Source organism: Acinetobacter bouvetii DSM 14964 = CIP 107468, from assembly GCF_000368865.1.
In the GTDB taxonomy this organism is placed as follows: Bacteria; Pseudomonadota; Gammaproteobacteria; order Pseudomonadales; family Moraxellaceae; genus Acinetobacter; species Acinetobacter bouvetii.
Genome location: NZ_KB849727.1, coordinates 546,105 through 561,416, shown reverse-complemented (window position 1 = coordinate 561,416; position 15,312 = coordinate 546,105). Strand labels below are relative to the sequence as shown.

The 15,312-nt window shown below is 44.6% G+C and carries 18 protein-coding genes; 11 read left to right on the top strand and 7 right to left on the bottom strand.

Annotated elements, in window-relative coordinates; genetic code table 11:
* Nucleotides 1-42 precede the first annotated feature (42 nt).
* From F941_RS09730 to F941_RS09710, 6 genes are all read right to left on the bottom strand, one after another.
* Complete coding sequence (locus F941_RS09730; RefSeq protein WP_005010634.1) at nucleotides 43-825, bottom strand: thiazole synthase; 783 nt, start codon at nucleotides 823-825, stop codon at nucleotides 43-45.
* 11 nt (nucleotides 826-836) lie between these two features.
* Nucleotides 837-1,034 (bottom strand): sulfur carrier protein ThiS, encoded by a 198-nt coding sequence (thiS, locus tag F941_RS09725; protein WP_005010632.1) that lies wholly within the window; start codon nucleotides 1,032-1,034, stop codon nucleotides 837-839.
* Nucleotides 1,035-1,052: 18 nt separating this feature from the next.
* The gene (locus F941_RS09720; protein ID WP_005010631.1) at nucleotides 1,053-1,418 is read right to left on the bottom strand and encodes a DUF423 domain-containing protein; all 366 of its coding nucleotides are present in this window, start codon (nucleotides 1,416-1,418) and stop codon (nucleotides 1,053-1,055) included.
* Between the two features lie 158 nt (nucleotides 1,419-1,576).
* Nucleotides 1,577-1,732, bottom strand: coding sequence for a hypothetical protein (locus F941_RS16540; RefSeq protein ID WP_018572965.1), 156 nt, complete (start codon nucleotides 1,730-1,732; stop codon nucleotides 1,577-1,579).
* A 170-nt stretch (nucleotides 1,733-1,902) separates the two neighbouring features.
* Nucleotides 1,903-2,772 carry an RNA polymerase sigma factor RpoH gene (gene rpoH / locus F941_RS09715; RefSeq protein WP_005010630.1) on the bottom strand — a complete coding sequence of 290 codons (870 nt, stop codon included), beginning with the start codon at nucleotides 2,770-2,772 and terminating at the stop codon, nucleotides 1,903-1,905.
* A gap of 143 nt (nucleotides 2,773-2,915) precedes the next feature.
* Entirely contained in the window at nucleotides 2,916-3,152 is a 237-nt protein-coding gene (locus F941_RS09710; RefSeq protein ID WP_005010629.1) for a sulfurtransferase TusA family protein, read from the bottom strand.
* Nucleotides 3,153-3,536: 384 nt separating this feature from the next.
* On the opposite strand from F941_RS09710, the gene F941_RS09705 reads away from it, so the two are divergent.
* Nucleotides 3,537-3,749, top strand: coding sequence for a cold-shock protein (locus F941_RS09705; protein ID WP_004648643.1), 213 nt, complete (start codon nucleotides 3,537-3,539; stop codon nucleotides 3,747-3,749).
* Nucleotides 3,750-3,849: 100 nt separating this feature from the next.
* Nucleotides 3,850-5,001 (top strand): ATP-dependent RNA helicase RhlB, encoded by a 1,152-nt coding sequence (gene rhlB, locus F941_RS09700; protein WP_005010627.1) that lies wholly within the window; start codon nucleotides 3,850-3,852, stop codon nucleotides 4,999-5,001.
* Between the two features lie 73 nt (nucleotides 5,002-5,074).
* Here the strand turns inward: rhlB and F941_RS09695 are convergent, their stop codons facing one another.
* On the bottom strand, nucleotides 5,075-5,458 hold the full coding sequence (locus F941_RS09695; RefSeq protein ID WP_005010624.1) for a hypothetical protein: 384 nt from the start codon (nucleotides 5,456-5,458) through the stop codon (nucleotides 5,075-5,077).
* 215 nt (nucleotides 5,459-5,673) lie between these two features.
* Here F941_RS09695 and F941_RS09690 point away from each other — a divergent pair, with 215 nt between their 5' ends.
* From F941_RS09690 to F941_RS09650, 9 genes are all read left to right on the top strand, one after another.
* On the top strand, nucleotides 5,674-6,246 hold the full coding sequence (locus tag F941_RS09690) for a nitroreductase family protein (protein ID WP_005010622.1): 573 nt from the start codon (nucleotides 5,674-5,676) through the stop codon (nucleotides 6,244-6,246).
* Nucleotides 6,247-6,283: 37 nt separating this feature from the next.
* The gene (locus F941_RS09685) at nucleotides 6,284-7,357 is read left to right on the top strand and encodes an NAD(P)H-dependent glycerol-3-phosphate dehydrogenase (protein ID WP_005010616.1); all 1,074 of its coding nucleotides are present in this window, start codon (nucleotides 6,284-6,286) and stop codon (nucleotides 7,355-7,357) included.
* Nucleotides 7,358-7,445: 88 nt separating this feature from the next.
* Nucleotides 7,446-7,901: a SixA phosphatase family protein gene (locus F941_RS09680; protein ID WP_005010614.1), complete on the top strand. Its 456-nt coding sequence runs from the start codon at nucleotides 7,446-7,448 to the stop codon at nucleotides 7,899-7,901.
* Nucleotides 7,902-7,931: 30 nt separating this feature from the next.
* On the top strand, nucleotides 7,932-9,071 hold the full coding sequence (gspL, locus tag F941_RS09675) for a type II secretion system protein GspL (protein ID WP_005010611.1): 1,140 nt from the start codon (nucleotides 7,932-7,934) through the stop codon (nucleotides 9,069-9,071).
* On the top strand, nucleotides 9,071-9,550 hold the full coding sequence (gene gspM / locus F941_RS09670; RefSeq protein ID WP_005010608.1) for a type II secretion system protein GspM: 480 nt from the start codon (nucleotides 9,071-9,073) through the stop codon (nucleotides 9,548-9,550). The genes gspL and gspM overlap by 1 nt, the downstream gene beginning before the upstream one ends.
* Nucleotides 9,551-10,099: 549 nt before the next feature.
* The gene (locus tag F941_RS09665; RefSeq protein WP_005010605.1) at nucleotides 10,100-11,101 is read left to right on the top strand and encodes a quinone-dependent dihydroorotate dehydrogenase; all 1,002 of its coding nucleotides are present in this window, start codon (nucleotides 10,100-10,102) and stop codon (nucleotides 11,099-11,101) included.
* A 5-nt stretch (nucleotides 11,102-11,106) separates the two neighbouring features.
* Complete coding sequence (locus F941_RS09660) at nucleotides 11,107-11,691, top strand: CvpA family protein (RefSeq protein WP_005010601.1); 585 nt, start codon at nucleotides 11,107-11,109, stop codon at nucleotides 11,689-11,691.
* A 24-nt stretch (nucleotides 11,692-11,715) separates the two neighbouring features.
* The gene (gene purF / locus F941_RS09655) at nucleotides 11,716-13,257 is read left to right on the top strand and encodes an amidophosphoribosyltransferase (RefSeq protein ID WP_005010598.1); all 1,542 of its coding nucleotides are present in this window, start codon (nucleotides 11,716-11,718) and stop codon (nucleotides 13,255-13,257) included.
* 91 nt (nucleotides 13,258-13,348) lie between these two features.
* Nucleotides 13,349-15,238 carry a M48 family metalloprotease gene (locus F941_RS09650; protein WP_005010597.1) on the top strand — a complete coding sequence of 630 codons (1,890 nt, stop codon included), beginning with the start codon at nucleotides 13,349-13,351 and terminating at the stop codon, nucleotides 15,236-15,238.
* Nucleotides 15,239-15,312: the final 74 nt, after the last annotated feature.

Genomic DNA, 15,312 nt, shown 5'->3' with positions numbered 1-15,312 from the left:
AAAAGGATTCCGAAGAATCCTTTTATTTGGTATTTTTGCTGATTATTTAAAGAAATACCCAGTTTCTGGCGAGCTGGCATTGGCCATGCGCTTGCGCGGCATGCGGCCTGCTAAAAATGCTTCACGGCCAGCTTCGACGGCTTTTTTCATTGCAGAAGCCATCAGCACTGGATTTTGCGCGGCGGCAATCGCCGTATTCATCAGTACACCGTCACAGCCTAGTTCCATGGCAATGGCTGCATCACTGGCTGTCCCTACGCCAGCATCCACCAATACCGGCACTTTGGCATTTTCTTTAATAATTGAAAGGGTGTGCGGATTTAAAATTCCAAGGCCAGAGCCAATTAAGCTGCCCAACGGCATAATGGCCACGCAGCCCATGCTTTCAAGTTCCTGAGCCACAATAGGGTCGTCTGAGGTGTAGACCATAATTTCAAAGCCATCATCAATTAAGGTGCGGGCAGCTTTTAAGGTTTCAGTGATATTGGGATAAAGGGTTTTTTCATCTCCCAGCACTTCCAGTTTCACAAGGTTATGGCCATCCAGCAATTCACGCGCCAGCATGCAGGTGCGGATTGCACTGTCGGCATCAAAACAGCCTGCTGTATTTGGCAGGATTGTATATTTCTCAGGCGGGACAACGGACAGTAAGTTTGGCTGATCTGGATGCTGGCCAATATTGACACGGCGGATTGCCACGGTCACGATTTCAGCGCCGCTGGCTTGAATGGCTAAATCTGTTTCGTGCAAATCTTTATATTTTCCCGTACCGACCAATAGGCGTGAATTGAAAGTACGTGAACCGATTTTAAAAGTGTCTTCCATGGGGACTCCATTTAGCCGCCGCCGACGGCATGAATTATTTCGATGCGATCTTCATCGCAAATGGCGGTCTGTTCTAATCTGCTTTTCGGAATAATCATTTCATTTTTCTCGACGGCAAAGCGCTTGCCTTCCAGTGCGAGTTCTTGAATGAGTTCCAATAAATTGCGGCAAGCAGTTTGCTGCGGCTCGCCATTCAGGTAGATGTGCATGCAAAAATCTCTACGGGGTTATTTTGCGAATTTAAATGCGTTCCAAGCCAAAATCAGCCAGCCTAAAATCATCAGCGCACCGCCAATCGGGGTGATGGCGCCTAATATGCGGGGCAGGCCTAAAGCCATGACATAGAGTGAACCGCAAAAAAAGAGGATGCCCATTTGAATCAGCCAAAAGCTGGCTTTTATGGGAAGCTGCGGAATGATTTTGCTGATGATGGCTAAGGCAAGAAGGCCCAAGGCATGATAAAAGAAATAATCTGTTGCAGTTTGCCACCAGGCAAGCTGTTCAGGCGATGCAATTTTTTTTAAACCGTGTGCGCCGAATGCGCCAAGCATCACGGCCAGAGCGAGGTTAATTGCAGAAATTCCAATCCACATACACAAGATGCCCTTGGTAAAATTTGCGCTCAACCATAGCATATTTAGGGCAGGCGGGTAAGCCGAAAACTGCCATTTTTTAATATTAGGCTTGGGCACATGTATTCAATGTGGAATCGTCAGTAAAGCTGAAATTCAGCGGTCAGAGATGTAAACCATCACAGGGGAATTGCTGTAGGACATTGCGCCATTTGCATCAACGCTTGCGCTAAGCCGGTAGATTTCCAGCCATTGCCTAAGTCAGACTGTTGACTGCGCGCACCAAAGTGCCGCCAATCGAAGTTGCAGATGGGCGCCGGATAGCATAGGGGCATTGAATGCTTTTTTTAAAGCGCGGAGTTTTGTTGATATATAATGGTCATAGCCAGCCTTTATTTTATTGAATACATACAGGTGTCATTATTTTTTGCGCAGGATAAGAAAAATTTAGACAATAAAAAAGCGCCGAAGCGCTTTTTTATAGAAGCTTAATTAGCCTAATTCTTTAGTTGGATGACATCGCGACTTTAATTTTTTCCATCGCGTTTTTTTCAAGCTGACGGATGCGCTCTGCAGAAACATTATATTCAGCCGCTAATTCATGCAAAGTTGATTTTTCATCGTCCAGCCAGCGGCGCTGCAGAATATTGCGGGAACGGTCATCTAGCTGGTCCATTGCGTCATGCAATGCTGACGTGCTCTGTTCTTCATAGTCTTCATTTTCGACCAGACGCGCTGGATCATAACGGTTGTCTTCTAAATACAGCGCAGGCGCCACATGAGTTGAGCCTTCATCATCATCATCGCCTTGCGCTTCAAATGCAGCATCATAAGCCGTTAAACGGCCTTCCATTTCCAGCACTTGCTCAGCAGTTACATTTAAATCTTTTGCAATAGACTGCGCTTCTGCCAATGTTAATTTTTTAGATGACTTTTTTAGGCTGCGCAAGTTGAAAAATAATTTACGCTGCGCTTTCGTTGTCGCAATTTTGACAATACGCCAGTTGCGGATCACGTACTCATGAATTTCAGCTTTAATCCAATGCACAGCAAAAGACACTAAACGTACACCCATGTTCGGGTCAAAACGCTTTACAGCTTTCATTAAGCCTAAATTGCCTTCTTGGATTAAATCGCCTTGCGGCAGGCCATAACCCGCATAACTGCGTGCAATATGAACAACAAAACGCAAATGAGACATGACCAGCATTTTAGCTGCGTCTAAATCTTGATCATAATAATAGCGTTCTGCCAGCTCTTTTTCTTGTTCAGCTGTAAGAATAGGAATCTGGTTGACAGTACTGATATAAGCACCAAGATTCACCCCAGGTGCTGATAATGACAGGGGCATCAATTGATTGCTGCTGTCACGCATGTGTTCTCCTTAAGAGTCAAATGGGTTCTCGCCCAATAATTAAGTTTTATCTTAATCTAATATTTACCTGAATTATGGGAAATTGGGTAGAGAAATGTAAACTTTAATACGATTGAGGAAGCTTTTAGTCTAAACGAAAATATTTAAGATTCAATTAAGTAGTGATATTCAGAATCAGAAATTTTGCTAGGCTGACACTTTAATGCGTGCAGTTGGCAGTAGCGTGAAACATCTTGCTGACTATGCGGATCTGACGACATTAATAAGAAATTTTTCCCAGCATTGCTTTTTAATGCTTTTTTAAGCATCAGCAGGGGCATCGGGCAAGGTCTGCCCATCGCATCCACAATAATAATACAGGCAGCTGAATTTTCACTCATTTTAAAATCCGTTCATGATTTTTAAAAAAGGACATGAATATTAGCAAATTGAATGCCAAATCCCAATAAGGCTGAAATTTTTTTATAAATGGCTCATTAGTAAAATAAACTCGAAGCTTATGAAAAAAATTATGAGATAAAATTAAGATTGATGAAAAAAATTCTATTATTTGTCAGTAACCCATGTTAAGCTCGATCCGAATTTAGGATTTCAGATAAGCAAAAGTTGTTTGTCGCCCTATTTCAAATGGATGTAACCGGGATTTTGTTAATAGTTTTACAGAATGATTACAAGCTTAGAAATAAAAAGATTTTTAAACTTGTTTGCTCTGCTGTTTGCAACACCGGGTTGTCCTTTTTATGCTATACAATGAGGATTAACTTATGACAGCACGTGAACAAGGCGTTGTTAAATGGTTCAACGACACTAAAGGTTTCGGCTTTATTCAACGTAACGGCGGCGACGATGTATTCGTTCACTTCCGCGCTATCCAAGGTGACGGCCACCGTTCACTTCGTGATGGCCAACGCGTTGAATTCAGCGTAGTAAAAGGTCAAAAAGGCTTCCAGGCTGAAGAAGTTCAGCCTTTAGACTAATCGTCTAAAAGGTCTTAAAAACGCTCCAATGTAAATTGGGGCGTTTTTTGTTTATACTGTTCCAAGTTTTTTGTGATTACTAACGTTCGAGCGCATTTATATGTCATCTGGTTTTGAAACCTTAAATTTACATCCGCAGTTGAAACAGGCAATTGACGCCTTGGGTTTCAAGGAAATGACGCCAATCCAGCAAAAAGTTTTGAAATATACTTTAGCGGGGCATGATGCAATTGGCCGTGCGCAAACGGGAACAGGGAAAACAGCTGCATTTTTGGTCAGTGTGATTAATGATCTGCTGAATAACCCGATTCAGACGCAGCGCTTTCGCGGAGAACCTCGTGCGCTGATTTTGGCGCCTACGCGTGAGCTGGCTTTGCAAATTGAGAGCGATGCAAAAGAATTAACAAAATTTACGGACCTGCATGTAGTAACTTTGCTGGGCGGGGTAGATTTTGATAAGCAAAAAGCCCAGCTGGCTAAAAACTTTGTCGATATTATTGTGGCGACACCTGGCCGCCTGATTGATTTGGTCGAGCAAAAAGAAGTTTGGCTGGATCAAATTGAATTTTTAGTGATTGATGAAGCAGACCGCCTGCTGGATATGGGCTTTATTCCTTCAGTCAAGCGCATCGTGCGTTTTTCGCCGCGCAAAGAGCAGCGCCAGACGCTCATGTTCTCTGCAACTTTCAGCTATGACGTGCTGAATTTGGCGCAGCAGTGGCTGTTTGAGCCAGTCACTGTTGAAATTGAACCTGAAAAGAAAACCAATGCAGATGTGGAGCAGCGTGTTTATATGGTTGCAAAATCAGATAAATACAAACTGCTTGAAGAGATTTTGCGTGACGAGCCGATTGAAAAAGTGATGATCTTTGCCAACCGCAGAGATCAAGTGCGCAAACTATACGATCATTTGAAAAAAGATGGCTATAAAGTGGTCATGCTGTCCGGCGAAATTGCACAGGACAAGCGCTTGAAAATGCTGGATCAGTTTAAAAATGGCAAGCACAATATTATGATTGCAACCGATGTTGCAGGCCGCGGTATTCATGTGGATGGTGTTTCACACGTGATTAATTATACGTTGCCGGAACAGTCCGATGATTATGTACACCGTATCGGGCGTACTGGCCGTGCTGGTTCGCGCGGTGTCAGCATCAGCTTCTTGTCGGAAGACGATGCTTTTTACCTGCCGGAAATTGAAAAAGCCATTGGACAGAAATTGCCATTAACCCGCTTGGAAGGTTACTGCTGATTCTGTAATGGTAAAAAAAACCGCTCATTGAGCGGTTTTTTTATTTTAAGCATTGAAACATGCAGTATCTGAATTATTTGGCTTTGCAGGTAAACGTCAGTACCGTTTGGTAATCATCATCTTTGCTGAGATTGCCGCTGTTGCCGGTAATGGTGCCTAAAACACTGGCTGCAGCTTGCACCATTTGCCCCGTTTTTTCATCCAGCACGCCTTTTAAGGCGCCATTGTATTCGCTTTTTTCATCAGAGATCACAGGGACTGCATTTTTGCCGCAAGTGCTGTTGGCTGCGCTGATGGCGTTATTTTTAGAAATCAGTGAGGATTTTCCGACACCTGTCACTTCATATTGATTATTGGCTTTTTGAATAGCGAGAGACTGTGTTGGCGTATTAGATGCGCAGGCGCTGAGTAAAAGCGCTGAAGCGATAGAAGAGCAGATGGCGAATTGTTTTTTCATTGTTTTCCCCGTTGTGATTAAGAATTTATCTATTTGAACATAGCTTTGAAAAAACGATGCATAAAACCTGTATAAATTATGCTGCTTTTCATTGATGAACTGTATGGTGTAAATGCTTATCAAATTTGAAACTGACAGATTTATTCCATATGGAGTAAGTGCTTGAGAATATGCTAATCTTGAGCTTAGCCTTATTTAAGTGATATATAAAATCAATGTCAGATATTGCGGTTGAAACAGTTCATCAAAATATTCATCAGCGCCAATCCATTGGGCATTTGGTTGAGCCTGCACCCAATGCTGCGCAACTGGAAATGGCTTTTGCTGCGGCATTGACAGCGCCAGATCATCACCGGTTAAAGCCGACCCGTTTTGTTGTGGTGGCGGAATCAGAGCGTGAGGCATTTGGCGAGCTGCTTTCCCAAGCGCTGGCAGATACAGGACAAACCGAAGAAGCGCAGCTGGAGCGGGTGAAGCATCATCCTTTTCGGGCGCCATTGCTGGTTCTGGCTTTAACAAAATTGCAGGATCATCCAAAGGTGCCGCATTTTGAACAAATTTTAAGTTCCGGCGCGGCAATACAGAATTTTCTGCTGTCACTGCAGGCGCAAGGCTTTTCGACCATGTGGCGCAGCGGCGCAGTGGTTGAGTCTAAACTGTTCAAGCAATCGTTGGGCTTGAACGAATCTGATTTAATTGCAGGGATTATTTATATTGGAACGGCATTCAAGGCGATTCCGCCGCGTTCAGCCATTAATGTTTCAGAATTTGTCAGTGATTGGAAGTAATAAACGTTTAAATTGAACGTATTGGGAAATAAAAACAATGTCAGAACTTAAATTTTCAGATTTGGTTGAGTCAGTTGCGCCAGCGGATAAAACAGCGTTGAGAGTGACAGTATTGGGCGGCGGCAGTTTTGGTACGGCAATGGCCAATACAGCAGTGCGCAACGGCTGCAATACCATGATCTGGATTCGTGATGAAGCTGCGGCGGCAGATATCAATACGTCACATATCAATAAGCGCTATCTTCCAGATTTTCAGCTTGAAGCTGGACTTCGCGCGACTTCGGATTTAGAAGAAGCCGTGTGCAACCGCGACATAATTTTTGTGGCAATTCCGAGCCATTCCTTCCGCAGTGTTCTGGAGCAGATTAAGCCTTTTATCACCTCTCAGGCGGTGGTGTCTTTAACCAAGGGTATTGAGGCGAAAACCTTCAGCTTTATGAGTGATATTATCCGCGAAGTATTGCCTGAAGTGCCTTATGGGGTGCTGTCTGGACCAAATTTGGCAAAAGAAATTGTTGCAGGGCAGCCAGCGGGAACAGTTATCGCCAGCCAGTCGGAAATGGTGCGCTACGCTGTGCAGCAAGCTTTGCATAGCGCATTGTTCCGTGTATTTGCCAGTGATGATGTGAATGGTGTGGAACTTGGCGGGGCATTGAAAAATATTTACGCTGTGGCAATGGGGATGGCAGCTGCTTACGGTGTCGGTGAAAACACCAAAAGCATGATTTTAACCCGCGCTTTGGCTGAAATGAGCCGTTTTGCAGTCGAGCTTGGTGCAAATCCATTAACCTTCTTGGGCTTATCGGGTGTGGGTGATCTGTTTGCGACCTGCAGCAGCCCGCTGAGCCGCAATTACCAAGTGGGTTATGCATTGGGTTCGGGCAAAAGCCTGGAGCAGGCAACGCAGGAATTGGGCCAAACGGCGGAAGGGATCAACACTATTGTTCAAGTGAAAGCGCGTTCAGAAGAATTGAATGTATATATGCCAATCACCAGCGCGTTGTATAATGTGATTTTTGAAGGCGCGCCGCCGCTGAGTATTGCGCTGTCATTAATGAAAAATGGCCACCGCAGTGATGTAGAATTTGTCTTGCCGCATCAGCAGGCTTAATTTGAAGGTGATATGCCTTTTGTTGAGAATGACAGCATGAATTGTCATACACAGAAGCTATAATGCAGCATAGAAAAAAGGAAATTTTATGCAACTGACTTTAGTTCGTCATGGGGAAGCAGCGCCGCCGGTTATGGGGAATGATGCCAAGCGTCCGTTAACGCCGAGAGGGCATCTGCAAGCTGAGCAAACAGCGGCTTTTTTGAAAGGTGTGATTCAGCCTGAAGTGTTTGTGGTGAGTCCTTTGCTTCGCGCGCAGGAAACACTTGCGCATTTGAGCCAGCATTTTCCAGATGTACCCGTGGTGATTTGCAATACAATTAAACCCGATGATGATGCGCGCACGGCTGTAGAGTGGCTTTCGCATCTGCCCTATGAATCTGTTGCTGTGGTGTGCCACATGAATGTAGTTGCACATATTGCATCTATATTGCAGGCAGAGCCATTTCAGCCTTTTGCACTGGCAGAAGCCCGAATTTATGAGCAGGCGGTGATTGCGCCAGGACTATCGACACAAATTAAAAGCTTTATACCAGCAGCATAATAAATTAATTATAACGGCAGAGCAAAACCGATGTTGTATTTGTGGACACCTGAAGCCAATGGGGTTTGGCAGTGGTCAGATGGAGAATGCTGGAAACAGTCCTCTAATCTTGAGCAGTTAATTCAAGATCTGAAAGAGCATCATGGCAAAGAAGCAGTCGTTTTTTTTCCAAGCAGGGATGCGCAGATTATTCAGCAGAGTTTTCCTAAGGCGCAGTATAAAAAACTCGGCGCAGATGGCGTGAAATACTTGCTGGAAGAGTATGTTATTTTGCCTTTGGACTTGATGAAAGTGCTGCACCATTTTCAAAACCCAGAGCAGTTAACGGTTTTTGGCATCGCGAATGCTAAAGTAGAAACCCTGCAGCATGCTTTGACCTTAATTCCTATGAATGTGACCGCGTTGCTGCCAGATTTTTTGCTGCTGCCTGAGCCGAAAGCGGGGCAAGCTGTTTTAGCAAATATTAATGGTCATTTGCTGGTCCGTGAAAATGAGTTTTTGGGAAAAACGGTCGATGATTTATCCTTGTTTTTAGATTATCAGCAAGCCCAGCCTTTATATCAGGTTGCGAATCTGACGGCAGAGCAGATGAATAGCCTGCAGGCGGTTGTGACGGCAGAGCAGATAGAAAGTTTCCACTATGAAGTCCCGGTTATTAAAAAGCCTAAGCAGCATCCATTTAATGTGCTGCCGAAAGCGAAAAACCAGCAGGGAGTATCGGGTTATTGGAAAGCTTGCGCCGCTGTACTGCTTGGGCTGCTTGTGGTGCAGTTTGGTTATGATGCTGTGCGCTGGCATCAAAACAAAAAAGTAGCGAATGCGATGGCAGTGCAAGCGGTTGATCAGTTTAAATATTGGTTTGGCCAAAGCTATCCGGTGACAGAGCAAACCTTGAAAAGCCAGTTTGAGGCGCAATTGCGTCAAAGCCAAACAGGCAGTACGCAGGCTTTATCTTTGCTTAGCCGCGTTGGGCCTTTGCTGATGCAGCAGCAGATTACGGCAAACCGTGTATCTTATGACGCATCGGCCTTAAATATGGAACTGAAAGCAGGCTCAGCTGAACTGCTGCAAAATTTAATCCAGCAGCTGAATCAGCAGGGCTTTAAAGCTGAATTGGGGAATATTCAGCCCAGCGCTTCCGGTGTGGTGGGATTGGTGAAAATACAATAATGAAAGCATTAGAAAATTTACAGCACCGTATTGATCAGCGTGTTGAACAGGTTACGGATTATCTGGATGGCCTTTCTGTGCGCGAGCGGGTGATGGTGGTATTTACAGCGGCCTTTGTCATTGTTGCGGCGGCGGGTTCTGCGCTTTTTTATATGCATAAAGCGGCGGAATATCAGCAAAAGCGCCTCAATGATTTGAAAGATACGATGGTCTGGATGCAAAGTAATGCAGTGACGATGAAGCCAGCGGGTGATACTGTTTTATCTGCCGCAGATAAGGTGCAGCGGGCCGCGCAGCAGCAGGGGCTGTCAGTTGCATCGCAGCAGTCTGGCGATCAAATTCAAATTGCGGCCATGCATGAAAATTATGCTGTACTGGCTAACTTTTTAACCCAAATGGCGCAGATGGGCCTGAGTATTGAAAAAATGGAGTTAAATTCTGAAGCGGGTCAGATTAAATTGACTGCGGTTGTGCATTAATGCGTGTTGATGCCTGATCAAGTGCATGAACGGTTCTTCTGCTTTTGGGGTTAAAGAGCTGGGTGCGGCTGAAGCCGCGGTGAAAAGTGCGGATGCATTGGCTGCATCACAAAAGTAAATTGACAGCAGGACTGATCTGGAAAGCCGTTTTTCCAGTGTTAGTCAGCCAGCAAAGGCCTTAGCAATAGGAGTTTACGCAGCCAGCTGCTTGCCGCTAAGAGTCGTTCTCCATCGGCACATTCATCTATAATGGCGAACAGGCTATCGCGACGGATGTGTCAGGTATAACTATTGATCATAATGCGTATTTAAAGGCGGTTTTTCAGCAAATGCCAGCTATCGTGTGAGTTCTGCTGCTCGGCTGGGATTCAGTGATAAATTGGATGGATATTCTTTCCGGCATTATGCCGCGAAGAATATCGAATGAAGTTGTATATTATTGAAACAATAAAATCAGAACTTTATCAAATAAGCTTTTATCAAGCATGGTGTTTTAGTGTGGCTATGCCTATAATATGGCGACTTAAAAAGCAGTAGACTTTTGCCGATATGTTGTATTCTCTTGCCCGCCCTTTGTTGTTTTCTTTAGCACCAGAGCGTGCACATGAGCTGACATTATCCCTTTTGAAATCATCCTATAAAATGGGCTTGATGCGTCAGGCCGTTGCTGCAAAACCGGTGACCTGCATGGGTATCGAGTTTCCAAATCCGGTCGGTTTGGCGGCAGGTCTGGATAAAAATGGCGCTTATATTGATGCCTTGGCAGCTCAGGGTTTTGGTTTTATCGAAATTGGCACCATTACGCCAAAGCCTCAGCCTGGCAATCCTGAACCCCGCCTTTTCCGTTTGCCGGAAGCCAAAGCCATCATTAACCGCATGGGTTTTAATAATGATGGCGTAGATCAGCTGATTGAAAATGTCAAAGCCGCGAAATTTAAAGGTGTTCTGGGCATTAATATCGGAAAAAATGCAGCGACACCGGTTGAAAATGCGGTTGATGATTATTTGATTTGCCTCGAAAAAGTTTACAATTACGCATCATATATTACGGTTAATATTTCATCCCCCAATACTAAAAATCTGCGCAGCCTGCAAAGCGGCGAGGCTTTAACAGAATTGCTGGAAACCCTGAAAAAGCGCCAGCTTGAATTGGCTGAAGAATATCAGCATTATGTTCCTTTAGTGCTTAAAGTCGCGCCTGATTTAGAACAGGAAGATATTCAGTTCATCAGCAATCAATTGCTGCAATTTAAAATAGACGGTTTGATTGTAACCAACACCACTTTGTCGCGCGAAGGCGTTGAAAACCTGAAACATGGCGATGAAGCGGGCGGTTTATCTGGTGCTCCAGTATTTGCAAAAAGCACAGCATGTTTGGCGGCTTTTGCGAAAGCGCTGCAAGGTCAAATTCCATTAATTGGCGTGGGCGGTATTTTGTCAGGCGAAGATGCTGCGGCGAAAAAGAATGCCGGCGCCACCCTTGTACAAGTCTACAGCGGTCTCATATATACTGGACCTAGGCTTGTTAAAGACTGCGTCGACGCGCTATAAAGATTATGAATGCCATTGATATCTTTATACTGATTATATTGCTCATTGGAGGGCTTAACGGTTTGCGTCAAGGATTTATTAAAGCCTTTGCGAACTTGGCAGGATGGATTCTGGCATTAATTGTTGCGGCAAAATATGCATCCATTTTGGCGCCTTCGATGCTTGCGCTCAGTTCGGATCCAGTGGTTCAAAAAATTGCGGCCTTTGCATTTATTGTACTGGTGATTGTTGTCCTCACATGGATAGCCACATCCTTGCTGAACGGTATTTTAAAAAGCCTGAAATTAGGCCCGTTAAACCGTTTGGCAGGCGGTGTATTTGGAGGCCTAAAGGGCTTGCTGGTGGTGCTGATTACAATTCAAGGCGTCGGGCCTTGGGTGGAAAGTTCACCGCACTGGAAGCAATCAAAATTTATTCAAGCATTATTGCCATATGCACCTTGGGCTGCGCAAATGTCCAAAGATGCTGCCAATGAGGCCATGCATCATATTCATTCTGAAGACCAGTCAAAGTCTTCGGAACTTTCATCTGAGGCGGCTGCTAAAAAAACGCCGTCTGAAGTTAAGTCAACAAATAATCCTTTTTATTAATCCTAGCTTGTCTGCGAGGTTGCTATGTGTGGAGTAGTTGGTATAGCTGGTAAATCACCCGTTAACCAAATGTTGTTTGATGCATTAACGATGTTACAGCATCGTGGACAAGATGCCGCTGGGATCGTAACTTGCCATGAAGGTCGCTTATTCCTTCGCAAGGACACCGGTATGGTGCGTGATGTGTTTCATACACGTCATATGCGCGCTTTGCAGGGGAACTACGGTATTGGCCATGTGCGTTATCCAACTGCGGGTTCTTCAAGCAGTGCTGAGGCCCAGCCATTTTATGTAAACTCGCCTTACGGCATTACATTGGCGCATAACGGCAACTTAACCAATGCGGCGGAAATTCATGAGGACCTGTTTAAAACAGATTTGCGCCACATGAATACGGATTCTGATTCAGAAGTGCTGCTCAATGTTTTTGCGCATGAGCTGCAAAAACGCAGCAAATTGACTGCGTCAGCGGAAGACATCTTTGATGTGGTTTCCCGCGTGCATGAGCGCTGCAAGGGCGGCTATGCTGTGGTCACGATGATTACCGGGCAAGGCTTGGTGGGCTTCCGCGATCCAAATGGTATTCGCCCGCTGATCTATGGCTCTCGTGAAACAGAGCAGGGCAAAGAGTATATTATTGCTTCTGAATCGGTCGCGATTACTGCCCTTGGCTTTAAAGTTGAGCGTGATATTGCGCCCGGCGAAGCGATCTTCATTACGGCGCAGGGTGAGATGTTCACGAAACAGTGCGCATCAGAACCTGAATACCGCCCATGCATTTTTGAATACGTTTATTTTGCGCGTCCAGATGCAACCATTGACGGCATTTCAGTGTATAAAGCACGTTTAAAAATGGGTGAGAAGCTTGCGCAGAAAATCTTGCGTGAATGGGGTGAAGAGCATGATATTGATGTCGTGATCCCAATTCCGGATACATCACGCACTTCTGCGCTTGAGCTGGCAAATACCTTGGGTGTGAAATTCCGCGAAGGCTTCATGAAGAACCGTTATATCGGCCGTACCTTCATTATGCCGGGTCAGCAGCTGCGTAAAAAGTCAGTTCGCCAAAAATTGAACCCGGTTGAATTGGAGTTCCAAGGCAAAAATGTCTTGCTGGTGGATGACTCTATTGTCCGCGGCACAACATGTAACGAAATTATCCAGATGGCGCGTGATGCAGGTGCGAAAAAAGTATTCTTTGCCTCTGCTGCGCCTATGGTGAAATATCCAAATGTATACGGCATTGATATGCCTGCTAAATCTGAGCTGATTGCATCAAACCGCAGTGTTGAAGAAATCCGTGAAATTATCGGTGCGGACCGGTTGGTCTTTCAGGATTTGGAAGACTTAAAAGCGGCTGTGCGCACGACGAAAGTTCCTGAACTTCAAGAGTTTGACTGTTCTGTATTCAATGGCGTGTATGTTGCGGGCGGCATTGATGAAGCTTACTTGGACGCATTGGAGAAACAGCGCAGCGATTCGGCGAAGCTGGAAAACAATGACAAGTATATTGATGTTAATATCGACGCGGCATCGGTTGACTTAACAGGGGTTCGCGAAGAGTAATCACTTCAAAAACTCTATGAAAAGCGGGAATTTCCCGCTTTTTTCATTTATGATGGTTAAACAAAAGACAATGTTGTTTTAAGGGATTGCATTGAGAAAAGTCGGCTATGCTTTTATAAAAAACAAAAATATGTTTTGGTCCGCTTCTATTTGTGCGGTTGCTGTGCTTTTAACGATTGTGCTGATTAATACAATTGTCGGCTTATTGGTTTTTTATGTAGATTCAACCCAATCAATTTATTGGCATATGCTCAGCCCATATTTAATTGCGCTGCTGATCTTGATCATGTCGGTTTCTGTTATTTATGAATTTTATGTTTTTAGAATGGGCGGACATTCGTTGGCAAAGCAGCTGGGTGCGCGCCGATTAAGCCTGATAGAAAGCATTCCTGAAGAAAGCGCAGCGCTTAAAATTACAGAACAGCTGGCGGATACATTTTTAATTGATATGCCGGCTTTATATGTGCTGCCGTATGAAGTTGGGGTGAATGCCTTAACTGCGGGTTTTTACCCGCGAGATACCGCTATCATTTTAACATGGGGGGCAATGCAGAATTTAGATGAAATGGAGTTGTATGGTTTGCTCAGCCATGAATTTAATAAAATTTTGTCGGGTGAAGCTGCTGAAAATACCCGCCTTAAAATTTTATACAGCGGTTTGACAACATTCAGCCAGTGGGGCAGTAAAATTGCGAAACGCGGTTTTTACCGTAACGGCTATGTGCGTGAAAATAAATTTGAAACTGTATTTGTAGCCATTGGCGCGCTGATTTGGCTTACAGGGAGTTTAGGAATACTGATTACCCGCTTTATTAAGTTTATTACCTTGGGCGGGCGCACATACCGAAATGACCAAAAGACCAAGCGTCTAATTCAAAATGATGCCAATATTCAAACGTTGCTGCGGATATATGTCCATCACTCGGGTTCTCAAATTCACAGTGAATATGCTGAATCCATCTCTCATATGTGTTTTGCCAACGCATTAAGCCCGCAAAACTGGATGAATATTCATCCCAGTATTGCGCAGCGCATTTTTGAGTTGAATCCGGGTGTCATTCAGGATTTACAGCTGGAAAATCTAAAAAAATTAAAAAATCAGCTGCTGTTTAGCTTATTCCGTTCGCTGGAAGAAGTCAGTCCGGATGTTACGATTCCTTGGAGTTCACCTCAGCCTTTGCCTTTGCTGCGGCTGTCGCCAATCAGCTTTGCCATTAAAGATGCGATTAAACCTTTAAAGCCTGAAATCCGCACCAATTGGCAGCGACCTGAATTGATTGTCCGGGCGATGCAGACGGCTACGGGGTCGCGTGAAGTGATGGTGGCGATTTTAATGATTCGTCAGTATCGGGAATTTATTCCGACGGAAGCGGAAGTCAGCCGCGCTATTGTCGATTCATTGTTGAATTTGGATGGCCGGGTCCATATTGCTATTTTTAAAGAAGCCTGTAAAAACATTGGCGGTATGCCGGCAACAATTGCAAGACAGTTCCTTATGAAGCTGGCGCTCATTATTCAGGAAGATGGTGAAATTGGGCTGCTGGATGCTTTGCTGCTCGAGCGGGTAAAGTTTGAGCTGAACCTGATGCCTATTCATACAGCGACAGCTTTAGAGGATGTAAAGCCCAGTATTGTGCGTTTGATTGATGCCTTGCTGCATGTGCAGCAAATTAACAGTGACAGTCAGCTGGAAGTGCGTGAAAAAATTCTTAAGCGTATTTTAAGTTCAAAAGAGCTGGAGCGTTACAGCGAAATTTCAGATGAACCCATTGATTTAGCGGAAATTCTAAATGATATTGCAGGGCTTTTGCTTCGCGACCGATTCAGTATTTTGGCTGTTGCAGAAATTTGCTTATGGAATGACCGGATTATCACGCAGGATGAGCTGGATGTGCTGGAGCTGCTGTATTGGCGCTTAGGTTTTGAAACTGATGAAATGATTGATTTAATGCAAAAGAAAAACAGCTTGATGATTATCTAAATGATGGGTTTAAGCTGTGGCGTTGGTATCCGTCAAATGGGTTTTGACTGCGGCGATCCGGTTTAACAATTGAC